Origin of the sequence: Moorella thermoacetica, from assembly GCF_001267405.1 — a bacterium.
In the GTDB taxonomy this organism is placed as follows: domain Bacteria; phylum Bacillota; class DSM-521; order Neomoorellales; family Neomoorellaceae; genus Neomoorella; species Neomoorella thermoacetica.
In genome coordinates, this window is sequence record NZ_CP012369.1 from 1,212,475 (window position 1) to 1,239,435 (window position 26,961).

Sequence of the window (26,961 nt, forward strand, 5' to 3'; positions counted from 1 at the left end):
TTAAATGCCAATCGCTTCCGGGATAATTTAGCGATAATATGCCTACCAGTCGCTTAATTCTCAGGGGGTTACCATCAGTTTTTAACGTAAGGCCGGCCAGCTATTTTTGCACAAAGATATGGGCGTCCCCGGGCAGGGCCAAACCTGCGGCTACTTCCACGGCTTTGATTATGCCCGGTAGCACCGGGCAGGCAGCATGGGGGCAGTACTGGAAAAATAATTCCCGCAGGCGGCTGTTGCCTTTGAAGCTAATCTCCTCCAGGGGGTTAAGGGTGCCCAGATCGGCGGCAATCTTCTGGATATTGGGACAGGTGGTGTTAAGATTCAGGTCGCAGGAAAACATGTCCGGAGCTTCAGCCTGGATCTCGGTTTGGAAGCCGCAAATGCCCGCTTCGACTTTTACCTTAGCCATAAAGCAACCCCTTTCTTTCCGCCTCCCTGCCGGGGCTGAAAATATCCTTTCTTCCTTCACCGGCTTTCCCGTTAAGCCTGGCGGTTGCCGGGATGGTCTTGCATGTACCGCAGAAAGATGGCCGCTGTGGCCAGGTTGGTAGCGGCCGGTACATTATGAACGTCACAGATGCGCAGAAGGGCGTTGATATCCGGTTCATGGGGCTGGGGCGTCAGGGGATCGCGCAGGAAGATAACCAGGTCCAATCGTCCCCTGGCCACCAGGGACCCCATCTGCTGGTCGCCACCCAGGGGACCGGACATAAGCCGGTGAACCTTCAGGCCGGTGCGCTCCATAATCCTTTTCCCGGTAGTACCGGTAGCCACCAGGCGATGGCCGGCAAATAACTCCTTATGTTCATCAACAAAATTAACCAGGTCATCCTTCTTGCGGTCGTGGGCAATGAGGGCAATACGCATTATTTTATCCTCCGCAGACGTTTCTTATTCCGGCCGGCCTTGGTTTCATCACCCTAATGTAGCAGCTTATGGCTAACCCCTGGAACAGGTCGCCAGCCCCGCTTTCAAAAATGCCAGCCATAGGATAGATTATTTATTCGGCAAAGATCCACCTTTTCCTTCTGCTATAGAAAAGCTTTTCTATATTTAAAGCCCCCGAGAACTTACTTTTTCAACCATCCCTTATACCAGAGTGCCTTAATAATCATCTGGATTATAAAGACCTCGCCAGAGCTCCGGGGGGCAAAGTGCCTTGAGGGTTATTTCCGCGTAACTATGGCAGCCAGCAAAGGGGGTGGGCTGCCAGTCAGAGGGGCGTATTCCGGGCGGCGTAGTTTTTTGTCGTGCCAGCCAGTAACGTACCAGTTCGTCTTCACCCGTGTTGACGATCCTCTCCCGAAGCAACCGGGCCGGCCGGGTGAGGGGAGAACAGAAATAGGTGCGGCAGATTAGAGGCCGGTGGTTATAAATCCGGCAGCGGCGCCGGCTGGGTTCCAGGAGCAGGCAGTAACCCTCGGCATCTGTTCGAAGGGTAATATCCACGGCCCGGCCTACCAGGTGCACCTGGCAATATTTTTCCAGGATTTTGGGTAAAGGCAAATCCTTCCCGGTAAGGTCCCTTAACCCCTGTTGTAACCCGTACACGTCTAGAATGGTAAGGGGGAGGCGCCCGCCGCAGCAGTGGTCGCAACCAAGGCAATCGCCATCCGGGTTATAAGGGCGGAAGAGGCGGGCTGGCTCCAGCCCTTCAACGGCTGCGATATAGTCAGCTACTCTGGCGCCGGGAGTTAAAACCTGCAGATCATATCCCTGTTTGCCGTTAACTCGCCAGTAACGCGCCCGGACAGGGTTCTTTGGCTCACCTGGCATCAATGATCACCTGATCGATATTTATTCCCCCAGCCATTCCATCAAGGCCAGGGGGAAGGGTTCCAGGGCCCGTTCCAGGACACCGTGGACGAAGGCCAAGAGGACGCCATAGTTCACAATGGGAACCCCGGCTTCTTTAGCCAGCTGGATGCGATAGAGCATTTCCCGGCGATTGATCATACAGCCGCCGCAATGGATAATAACTTTATAGCTGGCCACATCCTCGGGAAAACCGCTCCCGGAATACCAGCTGAACTGCAGGTCACCGCCAACATACTGGCGCAACCAGCGGGGTATCTGCACCTTGCCGATGTCATCAGCCTGGCGGTGGTGGGTGCAGGCCTCGGCAATCAGGACTTTATCCCCTGGCTGTAAATTTTTTACCGCCCTGGCACCACGAACCAATTCTACCAGATCCCCTTTATAGCGGGCGAAGAGGATGGAGAAGGAGGTCATCCAGACGCCGGGGGGCGTGTCGGCAGCTACCTTGAGAAAGGCCTGAGAATCGGTGATGACAATCTTCGGGGGTGGGATCTTGGCCAGGGCGAGCTTTAGTTCCCGCTCTTTGACCACCAGGCCCATAGCATCGTGGTCCAGCAGGTCCCGCAGGGTCTGAACCTGGGGCAGGATCAAGCGACCTTTGGGTGCCGCCAGGTCGATGGGCGCCACCAGGACGGCCATTTCCCCTGGGCCCACTAGATCGGCAACGATGTACGGTTCCTCGAAGTCGGCCGGGGCGGCCTTGATGAGCTCTCCCTTTAATTCTTCTATACCCTGGCGGGTCAGGGCGCTCACTGGCAGGACCCGTTGCCCCAGGGTTTTCTCCAGGCCGGGGAGAAGTTCCATACCGCCCTGATCGATTTTATTTAAGACTATCACCAGGGGCAGCCTTTCTTCCTTTAAACGCTGTTGCAGCTCCAGCTCGTAAGGTCCGGCTCCGGCGGCCGGGTCCAGGACCAGAATGGCCAGGTCGGTGCGGCGTAATACTTCCATGGTCTTCTTGACCCTCAGGGTGCCCAGTTCCCCCACGTCGTCAATACCGGCCGTATCGATTAGGACCACTGGCCCCAGGGGCAGGATCTCCATGGATTTCATGACCGGGTCGGTGGTCGTCCCGGGTACGCTGGAGACCACCGCCAGGTCCTGGTTGGTCAGGGCATTGATCAGGCTGGACTTACCTGCGTTACGGCGGCCGAAGATGGCTATATGCAGGCGGTTGCCCCGCGGCGTTGTGTCCATCAAGCTCACCCTCTCAAAAAAAATGGGAGCTTAACTCCCGTTTTAACTGGCCTGTCTCGTTGCTTTCTCTTTATCAGAGTTGTTGTTACCGTCGTCGATTTTAGCCGCTTCTTTAATCTCCTCGGTTACCGAATTGGTTGCGTTCTTAAATTCCCTGATACCCTTACCCAGGGCGCGGCCTACCTCGGGCAGCTTGCCGGGACCGAAGATAATAAGGGCCAGGATTAGAATCAGGATTAACTCAGGAGCTCCGAGACCAAACATCTTCTTCACCTCCTGCCTGGAATAATTGTACAACTTTCGGGAGCAAATTTAAATACCTTCTTGCCGGACCTTTTCTTCCCGCTTGCGGCGAACCAGGTAAGATATCCAGATACTGGCTTCATAAAGAACTACCATGGGCAGCGCCATGAGGGTCTGGGAAACCATATCCGGTGTCGGGGTCACAACGGCAGCTACAATGAATATTATTAGAACGGCGTATTTGCGGTTTTTAGCCAGAAACCTGGGGGTCACCAGGCCCAGGTGAGTCAGGAGCATAATGATCAGGGGCAATTGAAAAACCGCGCCGAAGGGAAGGACAAACATACTCAGGAACCCGAAATACCTGGAGATGGTAATAAAGGGCATAAAACCTTCGCTGGCGGTTACCAGCAAGAAACATACCGCTGCCGGGAAAACAACCAGGTAACCAAAGACTACCCCGCCCACGAAGAGGATTATGGAAGCCGGCATGAGTATATATACCAGCCGTCTTTCATGGCTGTGCAGGGCCGGCAGGACGAAACTCCAGACCTCCCAGAGGATAACCGGCAGGGCCAGAAAAATGGCTGCTACGAAACAAATCTTTATCGTCGTGAAAAAGGCCTCCCACGGGGTAATAAAGACCGGCTTGATACCCAGATCCTTCATGGGACGCAGGATTAAAGCTAGGAGTTGTTCCCGGAAACCGAAGTAGACGGCGATTGTAGCTATAACCAGGGCAATAATGGATACCAGGAGTACCCGGCGTAGGGCTTCCAGGTGTTCGGTCAGGGTCATGGACTTATCTTCCATTACTGCACCTCCCTCCCCAGGCTACACCCATTATAACCTTACCCTCTCGGGAAAGCAACGTGAATGCTTGCGTTTCTATCTTTATACCTTCACGCCTACGTGGACGGCTACGATGCCACCGGTCAATTCAAAATAACGGGCTCCGGTAAAGCCCAGGTCGTGAAAATACTGCAGGACTTCTTCCTGGTGGGGGTAACCCTTGAGGGACCGGGGCAGGTAGCTGTAGGGCCCGTCCTGGCCGATGCCCAGGCGTCCCAGGAGGGGTACCAGGTGATCGAAATAAAGGTAGTAGACCTGTTTAAAAATAGGACGTGATGGTTTGGCCAATTCCAGGGAAACCACGCGGCCCCCGGGCCGGACAACCCGCTGCATCTCCGCCAGGCCACCCTTGACATCGGGGAGATTGCGCAGGCCAAAGGCGATGGTCGCGCAATCAAAGGTATTATCGGCAAAGGGCAGGTTCATAGCGTTGCCTTCCACCAGTTCCACCGCTGCGCCGTAGGGACTGGCGGCCAGGCGACGCCGGGCCACCTGGAGCATGGCCGGGGAAAAATCCACGCCTACCACCCTTCCCCCCGGGGTGACTGCCCGCGCCAGCTCCAGGGAAAGCATTCCGGTACCGCAGCAGACGTCCAGGGCCCTGTCACCGGGTTTAAGGCCCGTGCGAGCAACGGTAAAACGCCGCCAGCCCCGGTCGCAATTAAAGCTGAGCAGGGTGTTTAGAAGGTCATAACGGTGAGCAATGGTGTCAAATATCCCGCGGACGTATTCCTCTTTGGTCATAGAACCATCACTTTTTTCACAGGTAGCCTGCCGTTTAAAAATAAAAAGATTTCACCCAGTCCCTCCCGTACCGGTCCTGGAGGCAGGTCGGCTATGACCCGGCAGGAATGAGGCGGTACAGCCTCACCGTTCCACAGGCGTCCCAGCATCAGGCCTATTTCTTGCCAGGTCCGGGTTTCCCGGGGTCCCGTCTTACCAAGCTGGCTGCCCAGGCGGGAAGCCTCCGTAGCCAGACTCACCCGGCCGCTATCCTTTTCCGGATAGGCCCCGCCGCAAACAACCGGCCCGGCAGCAGCTTCCTCTTGATGGCGGGCGGCATCCAGGTGCAGGTGACAAATCAGCCGGGATAAGGGCTCCAGGAACTCCAGGTTACCATCCCGGCAGAGGAGGTCAAAAAAACGGGTATAAAAATAGTCACCCATAAGGGTTTGCATGGCGACACCCTGGTTAACACGGCTGTGAATGAGGGAAGCCATGAAGATCAATTGAAACACGGCTGCCAGGGATAAAGCCCTGGGGCCGAAGTAACCCTGGCCGTGGGCACTTAAAAGAACAAGGGCTGGCAGGAAATCCCGATCTATTTCATTCAAAGTGGGCAAAACAAATCCCAAAAACTGATCTTTGCGCCAGCTTGTTTCTTTATCCAGCCGCCGGCGAACCATCTCCAGCTCCGGTTGCAAAAAATGAAACAGGGCCAGCAAAATTAGCCCTCCCCTACAGGAGATATGTATATCCTACTTCATATTCTATCTTAAAAGATTAATTCCTGCTAGATAAAGGCTTAAAAATGCCACAGGCCCTGCACGTTTTCCCCATGCAAGGCCTGTTAGCCATTACCTTTAGTTGTAGGTAATAAAATAAATATCCCTCCTACAGATTTACCGCCGCCGCCTGTGGAGGTTCTATAACGCCCCGCTCGATCTCGGTGGCGTGGACATCAGCTGCCTTGAATTTCTCCGTTAAGTAACGGCAGGCATCCCAGGGGTTTACCCGCTCCCCACAGGTAAAAACATCTACGGCAGCATACCCTAACTCCGGCCACGTATGGATTGCCAGGTGCGATTCAGAGATGACCACCACGCCGCTGACACCCTGAGGGCTGAATTTATGGAAGCAGACTTCGCGGATTTCGGCACCGGCTTCGAGGGCGGCTTTGACCATGATTTCTTCAACCTTTTTAATGTCATTCAGGATCTCGAAGCTGCATCCATAAACCTCAGCTAAAACATGACGGCCCAATGCGCGCAATTATCATTCCTCCTCCAAGATAAAAGTCTGGCAAGACTTCAATCAAATCCAATTGTAACCGCCCCGCCCCTTAATGTCAACTAAAATTCGCAGTCGATGTCGGATAAAGTTGATGGGCCTGTCTGCCTTATGAAACAAGCAGCCTGGTACCACGTCAGGTCGCTTAACCTCCTATTTCCGGGCCACGTCGTGGCCCCCGAACTCGTGGCGCAGGGCGGCGACCACCTTGGTAGCAAAGCTCTCCTCCTGCTCAGAGCGGTAACGCATCAGCAGGGCTGCCGTGATTACCGGCGCCGGTACCTTAAGCCGCAGGGCTTCTTCTATCGTCCACAGGCCTTCGCCCGAAGAATAGGCGATATCCTTGATGCCATCCAGGGTATTATCTTTAGCCAGGGCTTTTTCCATCAGGTCCATGAGCCAGCCGCGGATGACCGACCCGTGGCGCCAGACCCGGGCCACTTCCTTCAAGTCCAGCTTGAAGGGTGCGCCGGCCAGGACTTCCATGCCCTCGCCGATGGCCTGCATCATACCGTATTCAATGCCGTTATGGACCATTTTTACATAATGGCCGCTGCCGGGCGGCCCGGTATGGAGATAACCTCCGGGTACGGTGATATCTTTAAATAAAGGTTCCAGGTAAGCGAAAACCTCGTCCTCGGCTCCGACCATGCAGCAGGCACCGTGGCGAGCACCCTCTACACCGCCGCTGGTGCCGGAATCGACAAGGTGGATGCCCTTTTCCTTTAAAAATTTATAACGGCGCAAGGTGTCCCGGTAGTGAGAGTTACCCCCGTCGACGATAATATCCCCGGGAGCAAGCAAAGGGGCTAATTGCTCAATAACTTCGTCCACGGCTTTGCCAGCCGGGATCATCAGCCAGACCAGGCGCGGGGTCTTTAGCTGGCCTGCTAGTTCTTCTAAACTATAAGCGCCTTTAATTCCTTGCGCCGCGGCTTTGTCCACGGTAGCCTTAGTGCGGGCGTATCCTCGCACTTCATGACCATGATCCAGCATATTGAGGGCCAGGTTGAGGCCCATTCGACCAAGACCGACTAAGCCGATATGCAATCTAATATTCATCCCCTGCATGTGAAATGTTTCTTATATTGTCCAGTACTATACTTTTAGCATTAGTATCCTTATATTTTGCCGGCCTTATAATCCTCCTTATCTCAGCTTCGTTGAACGAACAGTAAATAAAAAGACGCCCTTACAGGCGTCCTGAAAAACTGGTCGGAGCGACTGGACTTGAACCAGCGGCCTCTACCACCCCAAGGTAGCGCTCTAGCCAAACTGAGCTACGCCCCGTTATTTCTTTGTGCAAGCTAAAGTATACCACCTTGCGGCCGGTATTGTCAACACTTTGAGCAGGTTATGGACGGAATGGTAAATGTAAATGTACGGACCCACCCTGGCTGCAGCAAGGGCCGCTTAAGTTATTACCAGGTCCTGCCCCATTTTAAAGGCAGCGGCCAGCTCTTCCGGGTGTTCGCGGATGGCACCGGAGGCATCAACGCCGCGGACCAGCAGTTCCCTGGTGTAATCCCGCAGAGTCAGATTAATTACTGGCAGCGCAACCGCAGTCTGGATATAGCAGTTGGCGTCAACAAAACTACAGGTCGACTGGCAGGTGTAAAACTTAAAGATCAGGTCTCCGGTTCGAAGGCTTCTTTGCCGGCGCTGCACAGGGGGCAGACCCAGTCTTCGGGTAAATCGGCAAAGGGAGTTCCCGGGGCAATACCGTTGTCGGGATCGCCTTCAGCCGGGTCATAGACGTAGCCGCAAACGGTACAGCTATATTTTTCCATATTACTTATTCCTCCTGACTTAAATTAATTTCCTTGCCAGAGGCCGTGAAGATTGCAGTAGGCACGAGCGGTAGCGCTGCTGGCTGCGGTGAGGAAGAACGCTTCGGGAGCATCGCCGGGCTCCAGGTGCTGGCGCAGGAACTGGCCGCTGGCCTGAAGTTCAATCCATTCGATATAGTGCTTTTCTTCCATGGGATGGGAAACACTCCCGACCGTTACTTTAAAGCCGCCGTCAACTTTCGTCACCACCGGAACGTGTTTCTCTTTGCTGACGTCCACGGTGTTTTCGACCAGTAACTCCATGGGTTTGCCGCAGCAAACCAGGGCACCCCCGCCCGGATGCAGGATGGTAACAATATTACCGCATATATTGCACTTGTAAACCTGGGTGATTGCCGCCATACTACCAGCTCCTTTTTTAGTAAGAATTATTATTTGCACTTAATATTCGTCATATTTTTCCTTTCTCCTGCTGGTTGAAAAAATTTTTTTGGCAATCCGGGTCACCGACTACCTTGACTGGCTAACTTTGGTAGGATACAATAGCGTCGACAAAAAATTCCCAAGGAGTGATTAACTACGATGGCCAGCTTGAAGGGTACAAGGACAGAAAAGAATCTTCTGACATCCTTTGCCGGTGAATCCCAGGCGCGGAACCGTTATACATTTTATGCCAGCCAGGCGAAAAAAGAAGGTTATGAACAAATCGCTGCCATCTTCCTGGAAACAGCCGATAATGAAAAAGAGCACGCCAAGCGTATCTTTAAGTTTCTGGAAGGCGGCGAGGTGGAAATCGGCGCCGCTTTCCCTGCCGGCACTATTGCCACTACACCGAAGAACCTTGGCGCCGCAGCCGCCGGGGAGAATTATGAACATACAACCATGTATCCCGAGTTTGCCAGGGTAGCCGCGGAAGAAGGCTTTCCTGAGATTGCCGCCGTCCTGAGGGCCATTGCCCGGGCAGAGAAGGGGCACGAGGATCGCTTCCGGGCACTCCTGGCCAATATCGAAAATGACCGCGTTTTTAAGCGGGAAGAGAAAGTCACCTGGCGTTGCCGTAATTGCGGTTATATCCATGAAGGTACGACCGCCCCTGAGGTCTGCCCGGCCTGTGCCCATCCCCGGTCTTTCTTTGAATTGCAGGTGCAGAATTATTAATAACGACGAACTTAACTCCCTGAGCGGGTGAAAGCCGAAGTCATAAAACTGGCTTTTGATAATTAAGCAGGTAGATTACAGGTATAATCAGAAGTACTTGGAGATCCAAGATATTCTCCTGGAGGCGATCTTGATGAGCCAGCCTGTCGCCATTACCGACGGCATCTACTGGGTAGGGGCCGTTGACTGGAACATCCGCTACTTCCACGGTCCCGCTTTTTCCACCCACCGCGGTACAACTTATAATGCCTATCTGATTGTCGACGATAAAACCGCCCTGGTGGATACTGTCTATGAACCCTTTAAAGAAGAACTCATTGCCAAACTAAAGCAAATAAAAGATCCGGTTAAACTCGACTACCTGGTGGTCAACCATACCGAAAGCGATCATGCCGGCGCCTTCCCGGCCATCATGGAACTCTGTCCAGACGCCCACGTCCTCTGCACCCAGCGGGCCTTTGACAGCCTGAAAGCCCATTATAGCCACATCGATTTCAACTATACCATTGTCAAAACCGGGACCAGCGTCAGCCTGGGTAAACGCTCCCTGACCTTCATCGAGGCGCCCATGCTCCACTGGCCCGACAGCATGTTTACCTATGTACCGGAAGAAGCCCTGCTCCTTCCCAATGATGCCTTCGGCCAGCATATCGCCACCAGCGTCCGCTTCGACGACCAGGTGGATGCCGGCCTGATTATGGACGAGGCGGCCAAGTACTATGCCAATATTCTCATGCCCTTCAGCAACCTGATTACCAAAAAGCTGGATGAAATCCAGAAGATAAACCTGGCCATCAAAACCATAGCCCCCAGCCACGGCATTATCTGGCGTAAAGATCCCGGCCGAATCATCGAAGCTTACGCCCGCTGGGCCGAGGGTCAGGGTAAGGCCAAAGCCGTCATCGTCTACGACACCATGTGGCTGAGCACAGAAAAGATGGCCCACGCCCTGATGGACGGCCTGGTGGCCGGCGGCTGCGAGGTCAAGCTCTTCAAGCTGTCCGTATCCGACCGCAACGATGTGATCAAAGAAATTCTGGACGCCCGAGCCGTCCTGGTCGGCTCGCCGACGATCAATAACGATATCCTGCCGGTGGTCTCGCCGCTCCTGGACGACCTGGTAGGATTAAGGCCCAAGAATAAAGTTGGCCTGGCCTTCGGCGCCTATGGCTGGGGCGGCGGCGCCCAAAAGATCCTGGAAGAACGCTTGAAGGCAGCTAAAATCGAACTGATAGCCGAGCCCGGCCCCACCGTCCAATGGGTTCCCCGTGGCGAGGACCTGCAGCGCTGCTATGAGCTGGGCCGGAAAATCGCAGCGCGCATAGCCGATTAACTGTCTATTCTGGTCCTGGTATCCCCCAACTAAAATTAACAGCGGTTGCCCCATTCTCAATCATGGAGGGATCATTTTGGACACCAAAGCCCTGCACACCCTCACCTACGGCTTGTATATAATCACGGCTAAAAAAGGCGACCGTTTCAATGGCCAGGTGGCCAACACCATCTTCCAGATAACCTCGGACCCGCCGACAATTGCAGTAAGCATCAACAAGCAAAATTTGACCCACGAGTTTATCCAGGCAGGCCAGGGCTTTGTCATCTCCGTCCTGGCCCGGGAGGTTCCCCTCTCCCTCATCGGCCAGTTTGGCTTTAAATCCGGCCGCGAGATGGACAAGTTTGCCGGCATCAATTACAAATTAAGCGAGGGCGGTCTCCCCTACCTTGCCGACCATACCCTGGCTTACCTGGAAGCCAGCCTTAACCAAACTGTAGATGCCGGTACCCACAGCATCTTTATCGGCACCGTAACCGACGCTGCCGTCCTGCTTCAGGGCGAGCCCATGACCTACGCCTATTACCACCAGGTGAAACGCGGGACAACCCCCAAAACGGCGCCGACATTCACTGTCGGCCGGGAGAAGGACAAAACGGCCCTTGCCTCCCCAAAATACCAGTGCACCATCTGTAACTATGTCTATGACCCGGTACAGGGGGACCCCGAGCATGGTATTGCCCCGGGTACCCCCTTCGCCGACCTGCCGGAGGACTGGACCTGTCCCATCTGCGGCGCCGGTAAAGACGCCTTTGAGCAAATTTAAGGCTTGATCAACATAATAAATCAAGGTTTGAGATTTGACGCCAAACTGCTAGCGCGGCATCATCAGAAGGATGGAAATAAGATTTTAGGGGGCAAAGAGGCCATCCAGTTCTACCGGATGGCCTCTTTAAGTATAGGGAAGAAGAGCTTTTTATATTGTGAGCAAGGTATGTCCCGTAGCGGCGCAGGGACATACCCCGTCCCGACAGTTATGCCATTTTTGTGATGAGGATACAATTAGCGCCTCTAATAAGCGTACATGGTCCCATAGGGACGTTTATTATAAGGTATCAATTTGATAAAAGGCCGGGCCAGGATTTTTTCAGCCTCCAAGTCAAAGTAGCGGGCAAAATCTCCGACGATTTCCCGCAAGCGCTGTTGGTCGGCGGCTGTGGGTTTAATGACCTTTACCTCTTTCCCCAGCCAATAGGGGTCCACCTGGCCGCGGATGAAGATCTCGCCGCCGTGCATCCCGGTGGCCACGAAATTGCCGACGATGGCTTCGCCGGGCTGCAGGTCCAAGCCCAGAAGGACCAGAGTCCCGCCGGCCATATACTCGCCAAAAAAGTCCCCGGCTTTACCGCCGATGACGATCAGCGGGTTTTTATCCCGGAAGGCCTTCATATGAATGCCCACCCGGCAGCCAACATTCCCCCGGATAAAAATGCGGCCGCCCCGCATGGAGTAACCGGCGATATCTGTGGCGTGGCCGTGGATAATCACCGTACCGTCGTTCATGGTATTGCCCACGCCGTCCTGGGCATTGCCAAAGACCTCGATTTCCAGGCCGTCCATAAGGGCAGCCAGGTTGTTGCCCGGGACGCCAAAGATCTCCAGGCGGCCCTGGCCCTGGACCCCGGCGCCGATATAACGCTGGCCGTTGACTCCCTTTAAGACCAGTTCCCGCTGCCCATTATCCAGGAGGGAGCGAACGGTTTCGTTTAAGGCCTGGTAAGACAGGCCCCTGGCATTTACTACTTCCACACCCGTCACCTCACTTTGCCAGCTGCTGCTGCCAGATGGTGTCCGGGAGGCTCAATAAACCGAAATCCGGCTGCAGCAGTCGATCTTTAAAGGACGTTACCTCGATGCCTTCCTCGATTAGATAGCGGTAGATGCCGGCCCGGTCGATTTTATTAATCAGCAGCCCGCCTACCAGGCGGTTATCCTGCAGCACCAGCTTGCGGTAAACCCGGGCGGCAGGATCGGCTTCCTGCAGGATTTCGTAACCCTCGCCAGCGGCGCTTAAACCTATGCTGATAATGTGCAACCCCAGGATACCCAGGGCGTTATAAGGCGGTATTGGCTTATAGGTTTCCCGGCCCCCTGCCATATTGCGGCCGGCTATCTTACCCTGGATAGCGGCATGGGGCAAAAGGGGCGGGTTGCCGGCCACTACATCCCCGGCGGCATAAACGCCGGGCAGACCGGTGCTGAGATCCGCCCCTACTACCACGCCGCGGTTTATGGTTGCGCCGGGCAGATCCTGGAGGAGTTCGACATTGGGCCGCACGCCTATAGCCACGACCAGGATATCTGCGGCCAGCCGGCGACCTGATTTGAGTTCCAGGTCGAGGCGTCCGTTGTCTCCCCGGCGGACGCCATCCAGGGTATCGTTCAAATAGATATTTACACCCCTATCTTGCAGGAAACCGGCCACCATGGAGGCTGCCTCCGGATCCAGGGCCGGGGCCCATATCCGGTCGGCCAGTTCGACCAGCGTAACCTTTACCCCTCGCCGGACCAGGCTCTCCATGGCCTTGAGGCCCGTTGGCCCGGCCCCCAGAATGACGGCTTCCCGCCCGGGGGAGGCCGCCTTTTCCAGGCGGCGGGCGTCGTCATAGGTCATAAAGGTGTAGTGGTTTTCCGGGGTCAGGCCGTTAATGGAGGGCAAAAAGGGCCTGCCTCCGGTGGCCAGAAGAAGGCGGTCATAGGGCAGGGACTCGCCGTTATCCAGGAAAACCTGCCTGGCCTCCGGGTCCAGGCGCACTGCCCGGCGGCCAAGGAGCACCCGGACCTTGTTTCGAGCAAAGAAGGTTTCGGGACGGTAAGGCAGATTTTTCTCGTTAACCCGCTGCTCCAGCCAGTAAGAAATAAGGGGACGGCCATAGGCGTAGTAGTTCTCCGCCGACACGATGGTGATATCCCCTTCCCGGTCATATTCCCGGATACCGGCCACGGCGTTGACAGCAGCTACGGAATTGCCGATAAGGACGTAGTTCATGCCCCTGCCCTCCTCTCTTCAAAAACCAGGGCCCGGTTGGGGCAACCGGCCACGCAGGCCGGTTCGCCTTCTTCCCGGCAGAGGTCGCACTTTAAAGGTACCGGGCGGCCGTTTTTCTCCCCGGGCCGGATGGCCCCAAAGGGACAGCTGGCCACACAGGTCCAGCAACCCACGCATTTGTCTTCTTGGCAGTAGACGATTCCTGTTACCGGGTCTTTAATCATCGCCCCGGAGATGCACCCGGCGACACAGGCGGGATCGGCGCAGTGGCGGCACTGGACGGCTACCGACAAGGGCAACTTTTCTTCCACAATTACCCGGGCCGTACCCCTTAAATTCTCACGCATATAGGCTCGGAAGACGTCATGGCTCCGGGAGTGGGCCACGATACAGTTGACTTCGCACAGGTGGCAGTTCATACAGTAGGCCGGCCGGGCATATACTTTTTTCACCGGTTTGATCCCTCCCGTCAGATGGCTTCGCCGGCATGCTTAACGCCCAGGAGCTTGAGCTCGACTTCGTTCAACCCCACGCCCCTGAGGTGCAGGCGATTGCCGCGCAGACTTTCGATGGAATTGATGCCCATGCCGCCCAGCATTTCTTTAATCTCGTGGGACCAGCCCCTGAGGAGGTTGTAGAGGCGTTCGGCGCCGATCTCCGGGTTCAAGCGCCGGGTTTTATAGGGGTCCTGGGTAGCTATGCCCCAGCTGCACTTGCCGGTGTAGCACTTCTGGCAGAGGTGGCAGCCCAGGGCAATCAAGGCCGCCGTGGCTATATAGACGGCATCGGCCCCCAGGGCAATGGCCTTGACCACGTCGGCGCTGCTCCGGAAGCCGCCGGCCGCCACCAGGGAGACTTTATTTCGAATACCTTCTTCCCGCAACCGCTGGTCGACGGCGGCGATGGCCAGCTCGATGGGTATGCCGACGTGGTCGCGGATCATGGTCGGGGCCGCTCCGGTACCGCCACGGAAGCCGTCCACGGTGATGATGTCCGCCCCGGCCCGGGCGATCCCGCTGGCGATGGCGGCGACGTTGTGGACGGCCGATACCTTTACGGAGACCGGCTTCTGGTAGCGGGTAGCTTCCTTGAGCGTAAAGACTAGCTGTTTGAGGTCCTCAATAGAATAAATATCATGATGGGGTGCCGGCGACAGGGCATCGGTACCCTCGGGGATCATCCGCGTTGCCGATACGGCGGCAGTAATTTTTTCGCCGGGGAGATGGCCACCGATACCCGGTTTGGCTCCCTGGCCAATCTTGATCTCGATAATCCGACCGGCATTCAAGTAGTCGGCGTGGACGCCGAAACGGCCTGAAGCCACCTGGACGACCGCGTGGTCGGCGTACTGGTATAAGTCTTCGGGAAGGCCGCCCTCTCCGGTATTAAACATGGTGCCGAATTCCTTGGCCGCCCGGGCCAGGGATTCAAAGGCCTCATGGCTAATAGAGCCGTAGGACATGGCCGAGAACATGATGGGTGTCTCCAGGGGCACCAGTGGTGTCCTGGTTTTATCCTGGCGCTCCTCCAGGCTTACCGGCTCGGTCCGGCTGCCCAGGTAAGTCCTAAGTTCCATGGGCTCCCTTAAAGGGTCAATGGACGGGTTGGTCACCTGGCTGGCATTCAACAGCAACCGGTCAAAATAGCTGGGATAAGGCTGGTCGTTGCCCATACCCGTCAGCAGCACACCGCCGGTTTCCGCCTGCTTGATAATGTTCCGCAGGTGCCCCTCGCTCCAGTAAGCGTTGGGCCGCATGGGCGGCGGGTTTTTATAAATGGTCAGGGCCCCGGCCGGGCAGATGCTTACGCAGCGCTGGCAATTGACGCAATTGGCATCGATGGTATAGAGGCGGTCGTCTTCGGCGTCATATTTTTGCGCGTCAAAGCCGCACTGGCGTACGCAGGCCAGGCACTTGATGCATTTATTCTCATCGCGAACGACGCTGAACTCGGGGGGCATCAGGCTGAGAGTCGGCATTGGGCTTCCTCCTCCAGGCGGCCGATAACCGGCTCGCCGCCCCGCGGGTACCAGACCTCTTCCACATCAGGGCATATTTCGCGAATGGCCGCTTCTTCGCTGGCCACATAGAGGGTATTACCCTTGGAACCTGCTACCAGGGGGCGCAGCTTTAAACGATCATTTAGTGCCATAATCCCGCCGCTGAAACCGACAATAATAGAGAAGGGGCCGTTCAGCAGGAGGCTGCCGTAGACCACCCGCAGGCGGGTATAGAGGTCGCGTTCCTGGGCCGGCAGGCGGTCGATTTCCTGCCAGAAGGGAGCCGCCAGGACCCGGGCCGCCAGCTCCAGAGGGAGTTTATGGCGGCGCACAAGGAGATCGACGGCATAGGCGATGACCTCGGTATCCGTCTGCAGGATTATTTTATAATCATACATCTCCAGGAAACGGCGGTTGGCCCCATAGGACGAGACTTCGCCGTTATGGACCACGGACCAGTCCAGCAGGGTGAAGGGATGGGCCCCGCCCCACCATCCGGGGGTATTGGTGGGGAAACGGCCGTGGGCAATCCAGCTGTAGGCCTGGTACTCGTCCAGGCGGAAGAATTCGCCGATGTCCTCCGGATAGCCGACTCCCTTAAAGGCACCCATGTTCTTGCCGCTGGAAACCACATAGGCCCCCTTGACCTGGGCGTTAATCCGCATGACCAGCTGGGTCATGAAATTTTCTTCCGTCTCCTGAGATTCGTCTATTTTCGACACCCTGGGGGTGACAAAATAGCGCCATAGAAGGGGCGCTTTGCTGATAGCCCTGACGTGCCTGGTGGGAATGCGGTCTTCAGCCTCAATGTAAAAGTTATCTTTAATCAGCTCTTCAACCTGATTACGGCTGATTTTATCTTCAAAGAGCAGGTGCAGGGCATAATAATCCTTATATTCCGGGTAAATACCATAAGCGGCAAAACCTCCTCCCAGGCCGTTGGAACGTTCTTGCATCAGGGCGATGGACTGGACGATGCTACTGCCGTTGACCCGGCGGCCGTCCTTGTTGATGAAGCCGCTTATGGCACAGCCCGAAGGTATCCGGTAATCTCCCTCCCTGAGCATCGTTGCTCACTCCTTATCCAAAATGTCGCTGCCCACCATGATAACAGCCGCGTATAATTATTCTATTCCTCGACTGGCATCTAATATGGTGCCGTCCGGGCGGCATAGGCGCCCCCGGTTAAAATTTAGTCAAGTACTGGTCAATCTCCCACTGGTGGACCCGGGTGCGATACTCCTCGCATTCCATCTTTTGAGCCAGGGTCAAGCGTTCGTAGATATGGGGTCCCAGGGCCTCACGGATGACTTCATCTTGCTCCAAGGCCGCCAGGGCCTCCTCCAGGCTGCCGGGCAGGACGCCGATTCCTTCTGCCTTAAGCTCCGCCGGGGTCATAGCAAAGATGTTTTTATCCGTCGGCGGCGGTGGTGTCAGGCCCTTTTTGATACCATCGAGACCGGCCTTCAAGAGAACAGCCAGGGCCAGGTAGGGGTTGCAGGAGGGGTCCGGGTGACGCACTTCAATCCGGGTGGAGGCCCCCCGCTTGGCCGGTACCCGGATCAAGGGGCTCCGGTTGCGCGGCGACCAGGCGATGTATACCGGCGCCTCGTAACCCGGCACCAGGCGCTTGTAGGAGTTAACCGTGGGGTTGGTAACGGCCGTCAGGGCACGGGCATGGGCCATGATGCCGGCGATAAAATGGTAGGCCACCTGGCTTAAGCCCAGTTCATCAGAGGGATCGTCAAAAGCGTTTTTACCGTCTTTAGATAAGGAAAGGTTGGCATGCATACCGGAACCGTTGATGCCGTAGATGGGTTTGGGCATAAAGGTGGCGTGGAGGCCATGCCGCTGGGCGATGGTCCGGACCACAAATTTAAAGGTAGCGATCCGGTCGGCGGTAGTCAGGGCCTCGGCATATTTGAAATCAATCTCGTGCTGCCCGGGAGCCACTTCATGGTGGGAGGCCTCGATCTCAAAGCCCATTTGCTCCAGGGTCAGGACCATATCCCGGCGAGCGTCTTCACCCAGATCCACCGGAGTCAGGTCAAAGTAACCGGCGCGGTCCTGGGTCTCCAGGGTCGGGCGGCCGTCGGCGTCGGTGTGGAAGAGGAAAAACTCGGCCTCCGGCCCGGCATTCATGGTAAAGCCCATTTCCGCCGCTTCGGCCATTACCCTTTTTAAGGTGGAGCGGGGGCAACCGGCGAAGGGCGTGCCGTCGGGGTTGTAGACATCACAGATCAGCCGGGCCACTGAACCCTCATGGGGCCGCCAGGGAAAAACAACAAAGGTATCCGGGTCCGGCCGCAGGTACATATCGGACTCCTCAATGCGAACGAACCCTTCAATTGAAGATCCGTCGAACATCAGCTCGTTATTGAGGGCCTTGGGGAGCTGGTCCACGGGAATGGCTACGTTTTTGAGTACGCCAAAGATGTCCGTAAACTGGAGGCGGACAAACTTGACCCCCCATTCCTCGGCCTGTTGCAGGACCGCTACTCTCTTTTCTTTGTCATCCATGGAATTTACCTCCTTCAAGAATGTGCTTCCTTATTGGTGGAGAGCTACCCTACTACCGCCAGATACTTGCTGGTTTTCCAAGCCTGCTTTCTCCGGCCTGACGATGTGGAGGCGCCGGGCGCCGGCAGTTCTCGGCTGGCAAAACATGGCGTCTTATCCCCGCCTGTTATCACCAGCCATCTAAAACGTAATTTGTTTCATATACAAAATAACGCCTGAGGGGTATAAGTAACCTTCCCCTTCAGGACGCCGTTGCCCTAAAGCAGCTATCTTGAGCATATCGAATTTTAATCAGTACCCTTAAGCCCTTCCGGAATTCCCGCTATCATTTTTCGCCTTATGCCCGCCCTGCTGGAGCTCGTGGGCGACAATAATGGCTTCGGCGATGGTTTTCATGGGTACGCAGCGATCCATACTCTGGCGCTGCAGGCGGCGGTAGGCTTCAGCCTCCGTTAAACCCATGGTATCCATTAATATCCCCTTGGCCCTTTCCACAACCTTGCGGGAAGCCAGAGTTTCCTTCAACTTGCTGATCTCCTGCTCCAGCCTGGTTACCCGGCGATAATTGGCCAGGGCGGCTTCTACTGCCGGGATAAGGGTACTCTCCTGTACCGGTTTAATCAAATAAGCAAAGACAGGAAAATCGCGGGTCCTGATAATCAAGTTCCGGTGCCAGGAGGAGGCCAGGAGAATTATCGGTGCCACCCGGTCCTCATCGATAACGCGGGCTACTTCCAGGGCATTGGTGCCCTGGAGATCGCTATCCAGGATTACCAGGTTGGGCTGTAGGGTGCGAATCATCCGCAGGGCCTGGCTGCCATCCGGGGCTTCCCCGGCGATGAGGTAACCCTCACGTACCAGCATGTACTTCAGGTTTTGCCGGGCAGACGGGTCGGCACAGGCAATAAAGATTTTCGCTTGCTGCATGGACTTTGTTCACTGCCCCCCTCGCGCTACGTCGTTGTAGCTATATCGAGGACGCCGTCGCCCCGCGAAATATTTTTTCATTTATTATGGAACCTATTATAAGGGATGGCCTTTGAAAAGGCAATAGGCGGAATACTTGTATTCTGTATTTCGAAAGATGTTTTCGCATTATGAAAAACAGTCGCCCGTGGTTGGCAGGCAAATTTTGCAGGGCGGAGCATAAAATTAAAGTGAGCTGATTTTTGAGGGAGGCAAGGAAATGGCTCAGGGGAAATTGAGGAAGGTCTTTCCAGGAGGTAATACCTGCGAAGGCTTTTATTCCTTCTATGATTACATCATTGAACCCGATGCCACCCGTATTTTTATCGTTAAAGGGGGCCCGGGGGTAGGAAAATCTACCTTTATGCGTAAAATCGGCGAAGCCATGCTCGCCAGGGGCTACAATGTCGAGTATCACTGTTGTTCCTCTGATAACGACTCCCTGGACGCGGTGGTTATCCCGGCCATCAAGGTGGCTCTGATTGACGGCACGGCCCCCCACATTGTCGACCCCAAAAACCCCGGCGCCGTCGACGAGATCATCCACCTGGGCGATTTCTGGGATGAAGCCCAGATGCGCGCCCATAAGGACGAGATCTTAAAGGCCAATGCCCGGGTAGACCGTCTCTATCGCATAGCCTACAGCGCTCTGCGAGAAGCCAAGGTCATCCGGGACGAGTGGGAGAGCTACGTCTCGGAGTGTATGCATGAAAGCCAGGTGAACAGGGCCGTGGCCGGTTTGCTCCAGGCCATCTTTGGCGGCGTGGCCCCTCGTTACGAACGGCCGGCCAGGATGCGCCACCTTTTTGCCACGGCTATTACTCCCGACGGCATCATTACCGGCCATGTGGAATCCCTGCTTCAGGATGTCCAGCAAATCTATACCTTGGCCGGCGAACCTGGAAGCGGTGTACCCCAGGTCCTGGGGAGGATAGCGGATCTAGCCCACGAAAAGGGACTGTATGCGGAGGTTTATCACTGTCCCTTTAATCCCAGAAATATCGACCTGGTTATCTTACCGGAGATCAAAGTGGCGGCCATGAATATCCAGCCGCCCCATAGCTATGACCCCTCTTCCCTGCCGGACCTCACGGCCATGAAGCTCAACCTGTCTTCCTTTATTGACCGGGATAAACTTGCCGTCTATTCCCATGAACTCAGCAGCGCCGCCTATCGTTACCAGGCCTGCCTGGACCGGGCCGTGGCTTATATACGCCAGGCCAAGCTAACCCATGATTATATGGAAAAATTCTATGTTCCGGCCATGAATTTTGAGGCCATAAATGCCAAACGCCAGGAAATCCTGCAGCGCATCTTGAACTACGCCGCCGAATTTCCTGGCGTGTTGGAGGAAGCCAGCTAAAGGTTTAAAACAGTGTAAGGTAGTGGTCTATTTCCCACTGGTGGACCTGGATACGATACTGTTCCCATTCCTTCTCCTTGGCCTCGACAAAATGCTGGTAAATGTGATCCCCCAGGGCCTCCCGGATCACTTCGTCGCGGGAGAGTTCCGCTAAGGCATCTTTTAAATCACCCGGCAGGCTGCCGATGCCCAGGTCACGGCGTTCGGCAGGCGTCATCTCATAGATATTGCGTTCTGTCGGAGCCGGGGGCTGAATCTGTTTCTTGATCCCGTCCAAACCGGCTTTCAACATAACGGCCAGGGCCAGGTAAGGGTTACAGGACGGGTCGGGGTTGCGTAATTCTATTCTAGTTGAGGCCCCGCGCTTGGCCGGCACGCGTATCAAGGGGCTGCGATTGCGGGGGGACCAGGCGATATAGACCGGGGCCTCAAAACCTGGTACCAGGCGTTTATAAGAATTGACTGTCGGATTGGTGATGGCCGCCAGGGCCCGGGCGTGGTGCATCAGGCCGCCAATATAGTAATAGGCTACCTTGCTTAATTGCAGGGGGTCGTCCGGATCATAGAAGGCATTCTGGCCTTCTTTAAATAAGGATTGGTGGGTATGCATGCCGGAACCGTTGATGCCAGCCACAGGCTTGGGCATAAAGGTGGCATGGAGACCGTGGCGCTGGGCGATGGTCCGGACGACAAATTTAAAGGTGGCAATCTTATCGGCCGTGGCCAGGGCGTTATCATACTTAAAGTCTATTTCGTGCTGGCCCGGGGCCACCTCGTGATGGGAAGCCTCAACCTCGAAACCCATGGCTTCCAGGGAAAGGACCATATCCCGGCGCGCGTCTTCACCCAGGTCGACTGGGGAAAGGTCGAAATAGCCGGCCTGGTCGTGGGTTACGAGGGTCGGTTTTTGCCCGTCGGTATGGAAAAGGAAAAACTCCGCTTCCGGGCCGGCGTACATGGTATAGCCCATAGCTTCGGCTTCAGCCAGGACGCGCTTTAAAACCCCCCGGGGACAGCCGGCAAAGGGGGTGCCGTCCGGGTTATAGACGTCACAGATCAACCTGGCTACGGCCCCGTCCATGGGCCGCCAGGGGAAAATGGCGAAGGTGGTCGGGTCAGGCCGCAGGTACATGTCGGATTCTTCGATGCGGACGAAACCGTGGATGGAAGAGCCATCGAACATTAATTCGCCGTCAAGGGCTTTCTCTAGCTCGGCCGGGGTTATGGCCACATTTTTTAATACCCCGAAGATATCGGTAAACTGGAGCCGGATAAAACGGACGTTCATTTCTTCAACCATCTGCAGGACGTCTTCTTTGGTCAGTTGTTCATTCATTGTGCCTCTCCTCAGTAAAAAAGATAAAGCCCGCCGCGGCTTACACTGGGTGTAGCCGCTACGGGCTTCTTTGCCTCTTCCCTGGGAACCACGTTGCTCCCTATTTTACTTGCAATTATTTTTTAGTTATTATAACATACTTCGCCAGGAGGTCAAGGCCTGTTTTGTGTTAAAATATTGGTAACTGCCCGGGATTAAAATAGGTTAAACGGGTAAGATAGGGTAAGATTGATAAGGAAAAATTGCAATCGAGGTGAAGATTGATGCTCTGGCCCTTGTTGTTCTTGTTTTTATTTATCCCCATGCTCATGGCCTCCCTCTTTTTAAATCTGGCTATTTTCTCCTTTGCCAGACTGGGTCTTTCCCCCGGCGGGGCCATGCTCCTGCTCTCAGCATCTGTCATCGGCGGCCTGATAAATATCCCCGTATCACGCCGGCGCCTTTACATCGAGGAACCCCGTTTTGGTTCTTTCCCTTTCTTTTTCTATTACCCGCCCCAGGTGAGCTACCAGCTCCTCTGCATCAACGTCGGTGGGGCAGTGATCCCTGTCCTTTTTTCCCTGCACCTGCTGGCTACAAGGGCGCCTCTGCTGCCGGCCCTGACGGCCACCCTGATTGTCACCGTGGTAGCTAAGCTCCTGGCCCGGATAGTTCCGGGGGTTGGAATCTCCATACCCACCTTTATCCCTCCAGTAGTCGCCGCCCTGGCGGCCATCATTGTCTCGCCCCATAATGCCGCCCCGGTGGCATATATCGCCGGGGCTATCGGCACCCTCCTAGGAGCTGACATCCTCAACCTGGGAGCCATCCGCCGGCTCCAGTCCCAGGTGGTGAGTATTGGCGGGGCAGGCGTCTTTGACGGTATTTTCCTGGTAGCCCTGGCCGCGGCCTTGCTGAGTTAACCTTTCCCCGGCACCGGCATAAGATCATTATGGAACCCGTCTTGTAGGGGGTTGCAAGGGTGTAACCCCGGTGGGCAACGTCGTCCGTTGAAGGGCAGGGTTCTATTTAAAGGCATTTCCGCAATGCCTGCTGGGGGGATTGCTATGTGCGGAATTACCGGCTGGGTGGATTGGGAACTGGACCTCACCGGGCAAAAAAACATCCTGGAAGCCATGACCGCCACCCTCGCCTGCCGGGGACCGGATGCCGCCGGCACCTGGGTGGCACCCCGGGTGGCCCTGGGGCACCGCCGCCTGGTCGTCGTCGATCCCGCCGGGGGCGGCCAGCCCATGGTTCGCCGCCGCGGCAACCAGACCTTTGTCCTTACTTATAACGGCGAGCTATACAACACCGGGGAAATCCGGGAGGAACTTTTGAGCCGGGGTTATACCTTCCGGGGCCACTCGGACACGGAAGTATTGCTGACGGCCTACATGGAGTGGGGTGTAGAGTGTGTCCGGTGTTTCAATGGTATCTTTGCCTTCGCCATTTGGGACGAGGCCAGGGAACGTCTATTCCTGGCCCGGGACCGGTTGGGAGTAAAACCCCTTTTTTACGCTACTTTGCCCCATTCTTTCCTTTTTGGTTCGGAACTGAAGGCTCTCCTGGCCCACCCGGCGATAAAACCGGAAGTGGATGCTGAAGGCCTGGCCGAGGTCTTCGTCCTGGGCCCGGCCCGGACACCGGGCCACGGGGTATTTCATAATCTGGCCGAACTTAAACCCGGCTATTATATGACCTACGACCGGCAGGGACTACGCCTGCACCAGTACTGGGCCCTGCAGAGCCATCCCCACACCGATAACCTGGAGACAACCATCGCAAAAGTACGCCAGCTGTTGCAGGATACAGTGGAACGGCAACTGGTGGCCGATGTGCCCGTTTGTACCCTGCTCTCCGGCGGTCTGGACTCCAGCGCTGTTACCGTCTTTGCCGCCCGGGCCTTTCAGGGCCGGGGGCAGGGCCATATCCATACCTGGTCGGTAGATTATATTGATAATGACCGCTACTTCCAGCCCAGCCATTTCCAGCCCAACCCGGATGCTCCCTGGGTAAAGCTGGTCTCGGAACACCTGGAAACCATCCATCACTACGTTTATATCGACACCCCGGAACTGGTTGACTCCCTGAAGGCTGCCATGCGGGCCCGGGACCTGCCGGGCATGGCCGACGTGGATTCCTCCCTATTGCTCTTTTGCCGGGAAGTAAAGAGAGAGGCTACCGTTGCCCTCTCAGGGGAGGCTGCCGATGAGGTCTTTGGCGGTTACCCCTGGTTTCGCAGTGAAAAGGCCCTGGCCGCGAACACCTTCCCCTGGAACCGGGCCGGCCAGGAGCGTATCCGCCTCCTCTCCCCCGAATTAAAGGCTATGGTCCGGCCGGAAGAGTATGTGGCCAGGCGTTACCGGGAAGCCCTGGCGGAGGTACCCGCCCTGCCGGGTGAGGAAGCCAGGGCCGCCCGTCTGCGGGAGATCTCTTACCTGAGCCTGACCCGCTTCATGCCGGTACTCCTGGACCGCAAGGATCGTATGAGTATGGCCGTGGGGCTGGAGGTGCGGGTGCCCTACTGTGACCACCGCCTGGTGGAATACGTCTGGAACATTCCCTGGGAGATGAAATTCGTCGGCCAGATGGAAAAGGGCATCCTGCGCCGGGCCCTGGCAGGTATATTGCCCGCCGAAGTAATCAACCGGCGCAAGAGCCCTTACCCCAAAACCTACAACCCGGCCTACCTGGAAGCCGTCCGTAACTGGATGCTGGATATCCTGGCCGACCCCGCTTCCCCCCTGCTGCCCTTTATTGACGTAGCGGCGGTTAAAGCCTTGACCCAATCCCGGGAGGTTTTCAACCTGCCGTGGTTCGGCCAGCTCATGAGCGGGCCCCAGCTCTTCGCCTACCTGGCCCAGATTGACACCTGGATGCGGGAATACGGGGTATCTGTACGTTAAGCTCCGCGCCTCCGGGGTTAATAACCGGCTCAAAAACCCCCTTGACAAAGGTCCGGGCATGGGTATAATAAAGTCCAAGCAAGCAGTGTAGTTTGCCCAAATGGGTGAAGAAGCCCCCGTACCTCAGGTACGGGGGCTTCTAGTTTATCTCCCCGTATTTCAGGCCTGCCTGGCCGGTAACCTGTTCGGCAGGGGCCGTGGTGGAAAGGTGGTGAGGTTTACTGTAACAAATTTGGCGTGGCTTTAACCTCGGTAGCACCCTGTCGGGCTGGATATTCCTGAAATGGGAGCCCTTGCTTACCCTGACTTCATGTTGACCTTTGGGGACACTTATATCGCTGAAGCGGTATCGACCGGGCAAACTGCTTACGACAAACGGCGGCGGGAAGTACCGGTTCACAATTAGATTGGAGGTGCTGGACAGTGAAAAAAATCGAAGCCATCATCCGCTCGTCGCGCCTGGAGGCCGTCAAAGAAGCCCTGGGTAAGTACAACATCCACGGCCTGACGGTCACCCACGTCCTGGGATGCGGCCTCCAGCGGGGCCAGACGGAATATTATCGCGGCAACCTGTATACCGTTAACCTGTTACCCAAGGTAAAACTGGAGATTATCGCCCTGGACAATCGGGTACCGGAGATAGTGGAGATAATCTCCCGGGAAGCCCGAACCGGCGAAATCGGGGACGGTAAAATCTTTATCTACCCCGTGGAAACCGCCATTCGCATCCGTACCGGTGAACAGGGCAAAGACGCCATCTAACTATTTATCCAGCCATTCTTCCTTCATAAAATATTACAGGCCCGGGCAACCCCGGGCCTGCATTTTTTTAAAGAGCTAAAAGCCGGTCTAAAAAATTAACTCCATGGTAGGAAAAATGTATGAGGAAAAGGAAGAGTGTAGCTGCAACAGCCCCTTGCTTTTAACTGCCCTTACGTTGAAGTTCTACCAGGCTCATAGCCACGGAATGGGCTTTGTTTTTAATTTTGCGGGTATCCATGGTTAAAAGCTCGCCGTTGCGGACTATAATTTTTCCGTTAACGATGGTTGTATTGACGATATTACAGTTGCCGCAACAAACTAAAGCTACCACCGGATCATGACAACCGGTAAAGGCGATATCGTCGAGGTCTATGAGGACGATGTCGGCGGCTTTATCTATTTCAATACTCCCGGTATCATCCCGTCCCAGTACCGCCGCTCCTCCCCGGGTAGCTATTTTAATTACCTGATAGGCGGAAAGTCCTTGATCACCATAATATAAATGGTTTAAAAGATAGGCACGCTTTACTTCTTCCCACATGTTGGAGGCATCATTGCTGGCGCTACCATCCACAGCGATACTCAGCTTAACTCCTGCTTTTAAAAGTTCACTGCTCCGGCAAAAACCGCTCCCCAGCTTCATATTAGATGAGGGGCAATGGGCGACCCCCGAACCGGACAGTCTTTTCATCTCCACGTCATTCAGGTGAATAGCATGGGCGAACCAAACATCGGGCCCCGTCCAGCCCAAATCTGCCATTAGCTCTGCCGGCCGGCGATTGTAGTTCTCCAGGCAGTATTTCTCTTCATCTTTCGTTTCTGCCAGATGGGTATGTGGAGCATTACCTGTTTTTCCCGGGCCAAATCCCTGGCCTGCTTCATGAGATCCAGGCTTACTGAAAAAGGTGAGCAAGGGGCGAGGGCTATTCTCAGCATGGCATAGGGCTCTGGTTGATGGTATTTTTCTATCAGCCTCAGGGAGTCTTCTAAAATGACATCTTCTTTTTGGACAACGGCATCGGGGGGCAAGCCGCCCTGGCTTCGGCCTTTGGACATTGAACCCCGGGTTGCGTGAAAGCGAATTCCCAGCTCCTGGGCTGCCTGAATCTCGCTATCAATTAGATTACCAGCCTGGCCCTCTGGAAAGACATAGTGATGATCGGCCGTCAGGGTACAACCAGTGCGCAACAGTTCACTCATCCCAACCAGGGCTCCATAATAAACGGCTTCCGGCGTTAGATGGCGCCAGAACTGATAGAGGCCGGTAAGCCAGGAAAAAAGGGGCATATCCTGTACTTCCGGCAATCCCCGGAAGAGGGTTTGGTATAAATGGTGATGGGTATTTACCAGGCCCGGTATGGCTATCATGCCATTCCCGTTCAGGGTAGCTACTTGATGGTTTGTCTTTAAATTTTTACCCAAAGAAACAATCTTCGGCCCATCGATTAAAATGTCGACGTCTTTTAAGACTTCGTCTTGATCATTGCAAGTAACTACATAAGAAATGTTTTTTATTAATAATGCCATTAACCGTTCTTTACCTCCTGTAGTTGATTTCGGATTACTGCTCCCGGCTCTGTAATTGTTGGCGTTTCTGTTTTCCCCACCCCCATTTAAGGAAAAGACGAATCAAGGCGTCAAGGCATAATAAAGGGGTCTCTGGATTAACCTGTAAAAGTTTCGTCAACTTTGCGTCAGCTACCATAGGGACAATTTCAATCGGGATCCGGTCGA

General features: G+C 55.4%; 30 protein-coding genes and 1 tRNA gene. 7 read left to right on the top strand and 24 right to left on the bottom strand.

Going from position 1 to position 26,961, the window contains the following annotated elements:
* Positions 1-100 precede the first annotated feature (100 nt).
* The 14 genes from MOTHE_RS06075 to MOTHE_RS06140 all read right to left on the bottom strand — a co-directional run bounded on the left by MOTHE_RS06075 (position 101) and on the right by MOTHE_RS06140 (position 8,315).
* On the bottom strand, positions 101-412 hold the full coding sequence (locus MOTHE_RS06075; protein ID WP_011392788.1) for a DUF6951 family protein: 312 nt from the start codon (positions 410-412) through the stop codon (positions 101-103).
* Between the two features lie 71 nt (positions 413-483).
* Complete coding sequence (locus tag MOTHE_RS06080; RefSeq protein ID WP_011392789.1) at positions 484-870, bottom strand: methylglyoxal synthase; 387 nt, start codon at positions 868-870, stop codon at positions 484-486.
* A gap of 237 nt (positions 871-1,107) precedes the next feature.
* Positions 1,108-1,779, bottom strand: a complete 672-nt coding sequence (locus tag MOTHE_RS06085) for a YkgJ family cysteine cluster protein (RefSeq protein ID WP_011392790.1) — start codon at positions 1,777-1,779, stop codon at positions 1,108-1,110.
* 21 nt (positions 1,780-1,800) lie between these two features.
* Positions 1,801-3,018, bottom strand: coding sequence for a [FeFe] hydrogenase H-cluster maturation GTPase HydF (gene hydF / locus MOTHE_RS06090; protein ID WP_011392791.1), 1,218 nt, complete (start codon positions 3,016-3,018; stop codon positions 1,801-1,803).
* A 42-nt stretch (positions 3,019-3,060) separates the two neighbouring features.
* Complete coding sequence (locus MOTHE_RS06095; protein ID WP_011392792.1) at positions 3,061-3,282, bottom strand: Sec-independent protein translocase subunit TatA/TatB; 222 nt, start codon at positions 3,280-3,282, stop codon at positions 3,061-3,063.
* 48 nt (positions 3,283-3,330) lie between these two features.
* Positions 3,331-4,074: a twin-arginine translocase subunit TatC gene (gene tatC, locus MOTHE_RS06100; RefSeq protein WP_053094790.1), complete on the bottom strand. Its 744-nt coding sequence runs from the start codon at positions 4,072-4,074 to the stop codon at positions 3,331-3,333.
* Positions 4,075-4,155: 81 nt separating this feature from the next.
* A complete protein-coding gene (gene ubiE, locus MOTHE_RS06105; RefSeq protein ID WP_011392794.1) occupies positions 4,156-4,857 on the bottom strand; it encodes a bifunctional demethylmenaquinone methyltransferase/2-methoxy-6-polyprenyl-1,4-benzoquinol methylase UbiE in 702 nt (233 codons plus the stop codon).
* Positions 4,854-5,558: a polyprenyl synthetase family protein gene (locus MOTHE_RS06110; protein ID WP_011392795.1), complete on the bottom strand. Its 705-nt coding sequence runs from the start codon at positions 5,556-5,558 to the stop codon at positions 4,854-4,856. Before MOTHE_RS06110 ends, ubiE begins: the two co-directional genes overlap by 4 nt.
* Positions 5,559-5,727: 169 nt before the next feature.
* Positions 5,728-6,105 carry an adenosylmethionine decarboxylase gene (speD, locus tag MOTHE_RS06115; RefSeq protein WP_011392796.1) on the bottom strand — a complete coding sequence of 126 codons (378 nt, stop codon included), beginning with the start codon at positions 6,103-6,105 and terminating at the stop codon, positions 5,728-5,730.
* 171 nt (positions 6,106-6,276) lie between these two features.
* Positions 6,277-7,173 (bottom strand): phosphogluconate dehydrogenase (NAD(+)-dependent, decarboxylating), encoded by an 897-nt coding sequence (gnd, locus tag MOTHE_RS06120; RefSeq protein WP_011392797.1) that lies wholly within the window; start codon positions 7,171-7,173, stop codon positions 6,277-6,279.
* A 162-nt stretch (positions 7,174-7,335) separates the two neighbouring features.
* Positions 7,336-7,413 (bottom strand) — tRNA-Pro (locus tag MOTHE_RS06125).
* 123 nt (positions 7,414-7,536) lie between these two features.
* Positions 7,537-7,791 (bottom strand): hypothetical protein, encoded by a 255-nt coding sequence (locus MOTHE_RS06130; RefSeq protein ID WP_053094791.1) that lies wholly within the window; start codon positions 7,789-7,791, stop codon positions 7,537-7,539.
* Positions 7,752-7,913, bottom strand: a complete 162-nt coding sequence (gene rd / locus MOTHE_RS06135) for a rubredoxin (RefSeq protein ID WP_011392798.1) — start codon at positions 7,911-7,913, stop codon at positions 7,752-7,754. The genes MOTHE_RS06130 and rd overlap by 40 nt, the downstream gene beginning before the upstream one ends.
* Positions 7,914-7,937: 24 nt before the next feature.
* Positions 7,938-8,315, bottom strand: coding sequence for a desulfoferrodoxin (locus MOTHE_RS06140; RefSeq protein ID WP_011392799.1), 378 nt, complete (start codon positions 8,313-8,315; stop codon positions 7,938-7,940).
* A 180-nt stretch (positions 8,316-8,495) separates the two neighbouring features.
* On the opposite strand from MOTHE_RS06140, the gene rbr reads away from it, so the two are divergent.
* The 3 genes from rbr to hrb all read left to right on the top strand — a co-directional run bounded on the left by rbr (position 8,496) and on the right by hrb (position 11,170).
* The gene (rbr, locus tag MOTHE_RS06145; RefSeq protein ID WP_011392800.1) at positions 8,496-9,071 is read left to right on the top strand and encodes a rubrerythrin; all 576 of its coding nucleotides are present in this window, start codon (positions 8,496-8,498) and stop codon (positions 9,069-9,071) included.
* 133 nt (positions 9,072-9,204) lie between these two features.
* Complete coding sequence (gene fprA / locus MOTHE_RS06150; RefSeq protein WP_053095232.1) at positions 9,205-10,404, top strand: nitric oxide reductase FrpA; 1,200 nt, start codon at positions 9,205-9,207, stop codon at positions 10,402-10,404.
* A 76-nt stretch (positions 10,405-10,480) separates the two neighbouring features.
* Entirely contained in the window at positions 10,481-11,170 is a 690-nt protein-coding gene (gene hrb / locus MOTHE_RS14140; protein WP_053094792.1) for a high molecular weight rubredoxin Hrb, read from the top strand.
* Between the two features lie 245 nt (positions 11,171-11,415).
* On the opposite strand, the gene MOTHE_RS06160 is transcribed toward hrb, so the two are convergent.
* From MOTHE_RS06160 to MOTHE_RS06190, 7 genes are all read right to left on the bottom strand, one after another.
* Positions 11,416-12,153: a GltB/FmdC/FwdC-like GXGXG domain-containing protein gene (locus MOTHE_RS06160; protein WP_011392803.1), complete on the bottom strand. Its 738-nt coding sequence runs from the start codon at positions 12,151-12,153 to the stop codon at positions 11,416-11,418.
* Between the two features lie 10 nt (positions 12,154-12,163).
* Positions 12,164-13,393, bottom strand: a complete 1,230-nt coding sequence (locus tag MOTHE_RS06165; protein WP_011392804.1) for an NAD(P)/FAD-dependent oxidoreductase — start codon at positions 13,391-13,393, stop codon at positions 12,164-12,166.
* Positions 13,390-13,845: a 4Fe-4S dicluster domain-containing protein gene (locus MOTHE_RS06170; protein WP_011392805.1), complete on the bottom strand. Its 456-nt coding sequence runs from the start codon at positions 13,843-13,845 to the stop codon at positions 13,390-13,392. Before MOTHE_RS06170 ends, MOTHE_RS06165 begins: the two co-directional genes overlap by 4 nt.
* A 17-nt stretch (positions 13,846-13,862) precedes the next feature.
* Positions 13,863-15,371 carry a glutamate synthase-related protein gene (locus MOTHE_RS06175; RefSeq protein ID WP_011392806.1) on the bottom strand — a complete coding sequence of 503 codons (1,509 nt, stop codon included), beginning with the start codon at positions 15,369-15,371 and terminating at the stop codon, positions 13,863-13,865.
* The gene (locus MOTHE_RS06180) at positions 15,353-16,459 is read right to left on the bottom strand and encodes a class II glutamine amidotransferase (protein WP_053094793.1); all 1,107 of its coding nucleotides are present in this window, start codon (positions 16,457-16,459) and stop codon (positions 15,353-15,355) included. Before MOTHE_RS06180 ends, MOTHE_RS06175 begins: the two co-directional genes overlap by 19 nt.
* Before the next feature lie 118 nt (positions 16,460-16,577).
* On the bottom strand, positions 16,578-17,912 hold the full coding sequence (gene glnA / locus MOTHE_RS06185; protein WP_053094794.1) for a type I glutamate--ammonia ligase: 1,335 nt from the start codon (positions 17,910-17,912) through the stop codon (positions 16,578-16,580).
* A 300-nt stretch (positions 17,913-18,212) separates the two neighbouring features.
* Entirely contained in the window at positions 18,213-18,839 is a 627-nt protein-coding gene (locus MOTHE_RS06190) for an ANTAR domain-containing response regulator (protein WP_011392809.1), read from the bottom strand.
* 259 nt (positions 18,840-19,098) lie between these two features.
* Between MOTHE_RS06190 and MOTHE_RS06195 the strand changes: the two genes are divergently transcribed.
* Positions 19,099-20,241 (top strand): PRK06851 family protein, encoded by a 1,143-nt coding sequence (locus MOTHE_RS06195; protein ID WP_011392810.1) that lies wholly within the window; start codon positions 19,099-19,101, stop codon positions 20,239-20,241.
* A gap of 4 nt (positions 20,242-20,245) precedes the next feature.
* Here the strand turns inward: MOTHE_RS06195 and glnA (MOTHE_RS06200) are convergent, their stop codons facing one another.
* Positions 20,246-21,577, bottom strand: a complete 1,332-nt coding sequence (glnA, locus tag MOTHE_RS06200) for a type I glutamate--ammonia ligase (RefSeq protein WP_011392811.1) — start codon at positions 21,575-21,577, stop codon at positions 20,246-20,248.
* A gap of 263 nt (positions 21,578-21,840) precedes the next feature.
* On the opposite strand from glnA (MOTHE_RS06200), the gene MOTHE_RS06205 reads away from it, so the two are divergent.
* From MOTHE_RS06205 to MOTHE_RS06215, 3 genes are all read left to right on the top strand, one after another.
* A complete protein-coding gene (locus MOTHE_RS06205; RefSeq protein WP_011392812.1) occupies positions 21,841-22,479 on the top strand; it encodes a DUF1614 domain-containing protein in 639 nt (212 codons plus the stop codon).
* Positions 22,480-22,623: 144 nt separating this feature from the next.
* A complete protein-coding gene (asnB, locus tag MOTHE_RS06210; protein WP_053094795.1) occupies positions 22,624-24,465 on the top strand; it encodes an asparagine synthase (glutamine-hydrolyzing) in 1,842 nt (613 codons plus the stop codon).
* Positions 24,466-24,888: 423 nt separating this feature from the next.
* Positions 24,889-25,227, top strand: coding sequence for a P-II family nitrogen regulator (locus MOTHE_RS06215; RefSeq protein ID WP_053094796.1), 339 nt, complete (start codon positions 24,889-24,891; stop codon positions 25,225-25,227).
* A 160-nt stretch (positions 25,228-25,387) separates the two neighbouring features.
* On the opposite strand, the gene MOTHE_RS14365 is transcribed toward MOTHE_RS06215, so the two are convergent.
* Complete coding sequence (locus MOTHE_RS14365) at positions 25,388-26,053, bottom strand: amidohydrolase family protein (RefSeq protein ID WP_235551406.1); 666 nt, start codon at positions 26,051-26,053, stop codon at positions 25,388-25,390.
* Positions 25,987-26,754 (bottom strand): amidohydrolase family protein, encoded by a 768-nt coding sequence (locus tag MOTHE_RS14370; protein ID WP_222862371.1) that lies wholly within the window; start codon positions 26,752-26,754, stop codon positions 25,987-25,989. The genes MOTHE_RS14365 and MOTHE_RS14370 overlap by 67 nt, the downstream gene beginning before the upstream one ends.
* Positions 26,755-26,961 lie beyond the last annotated feature (207 nt).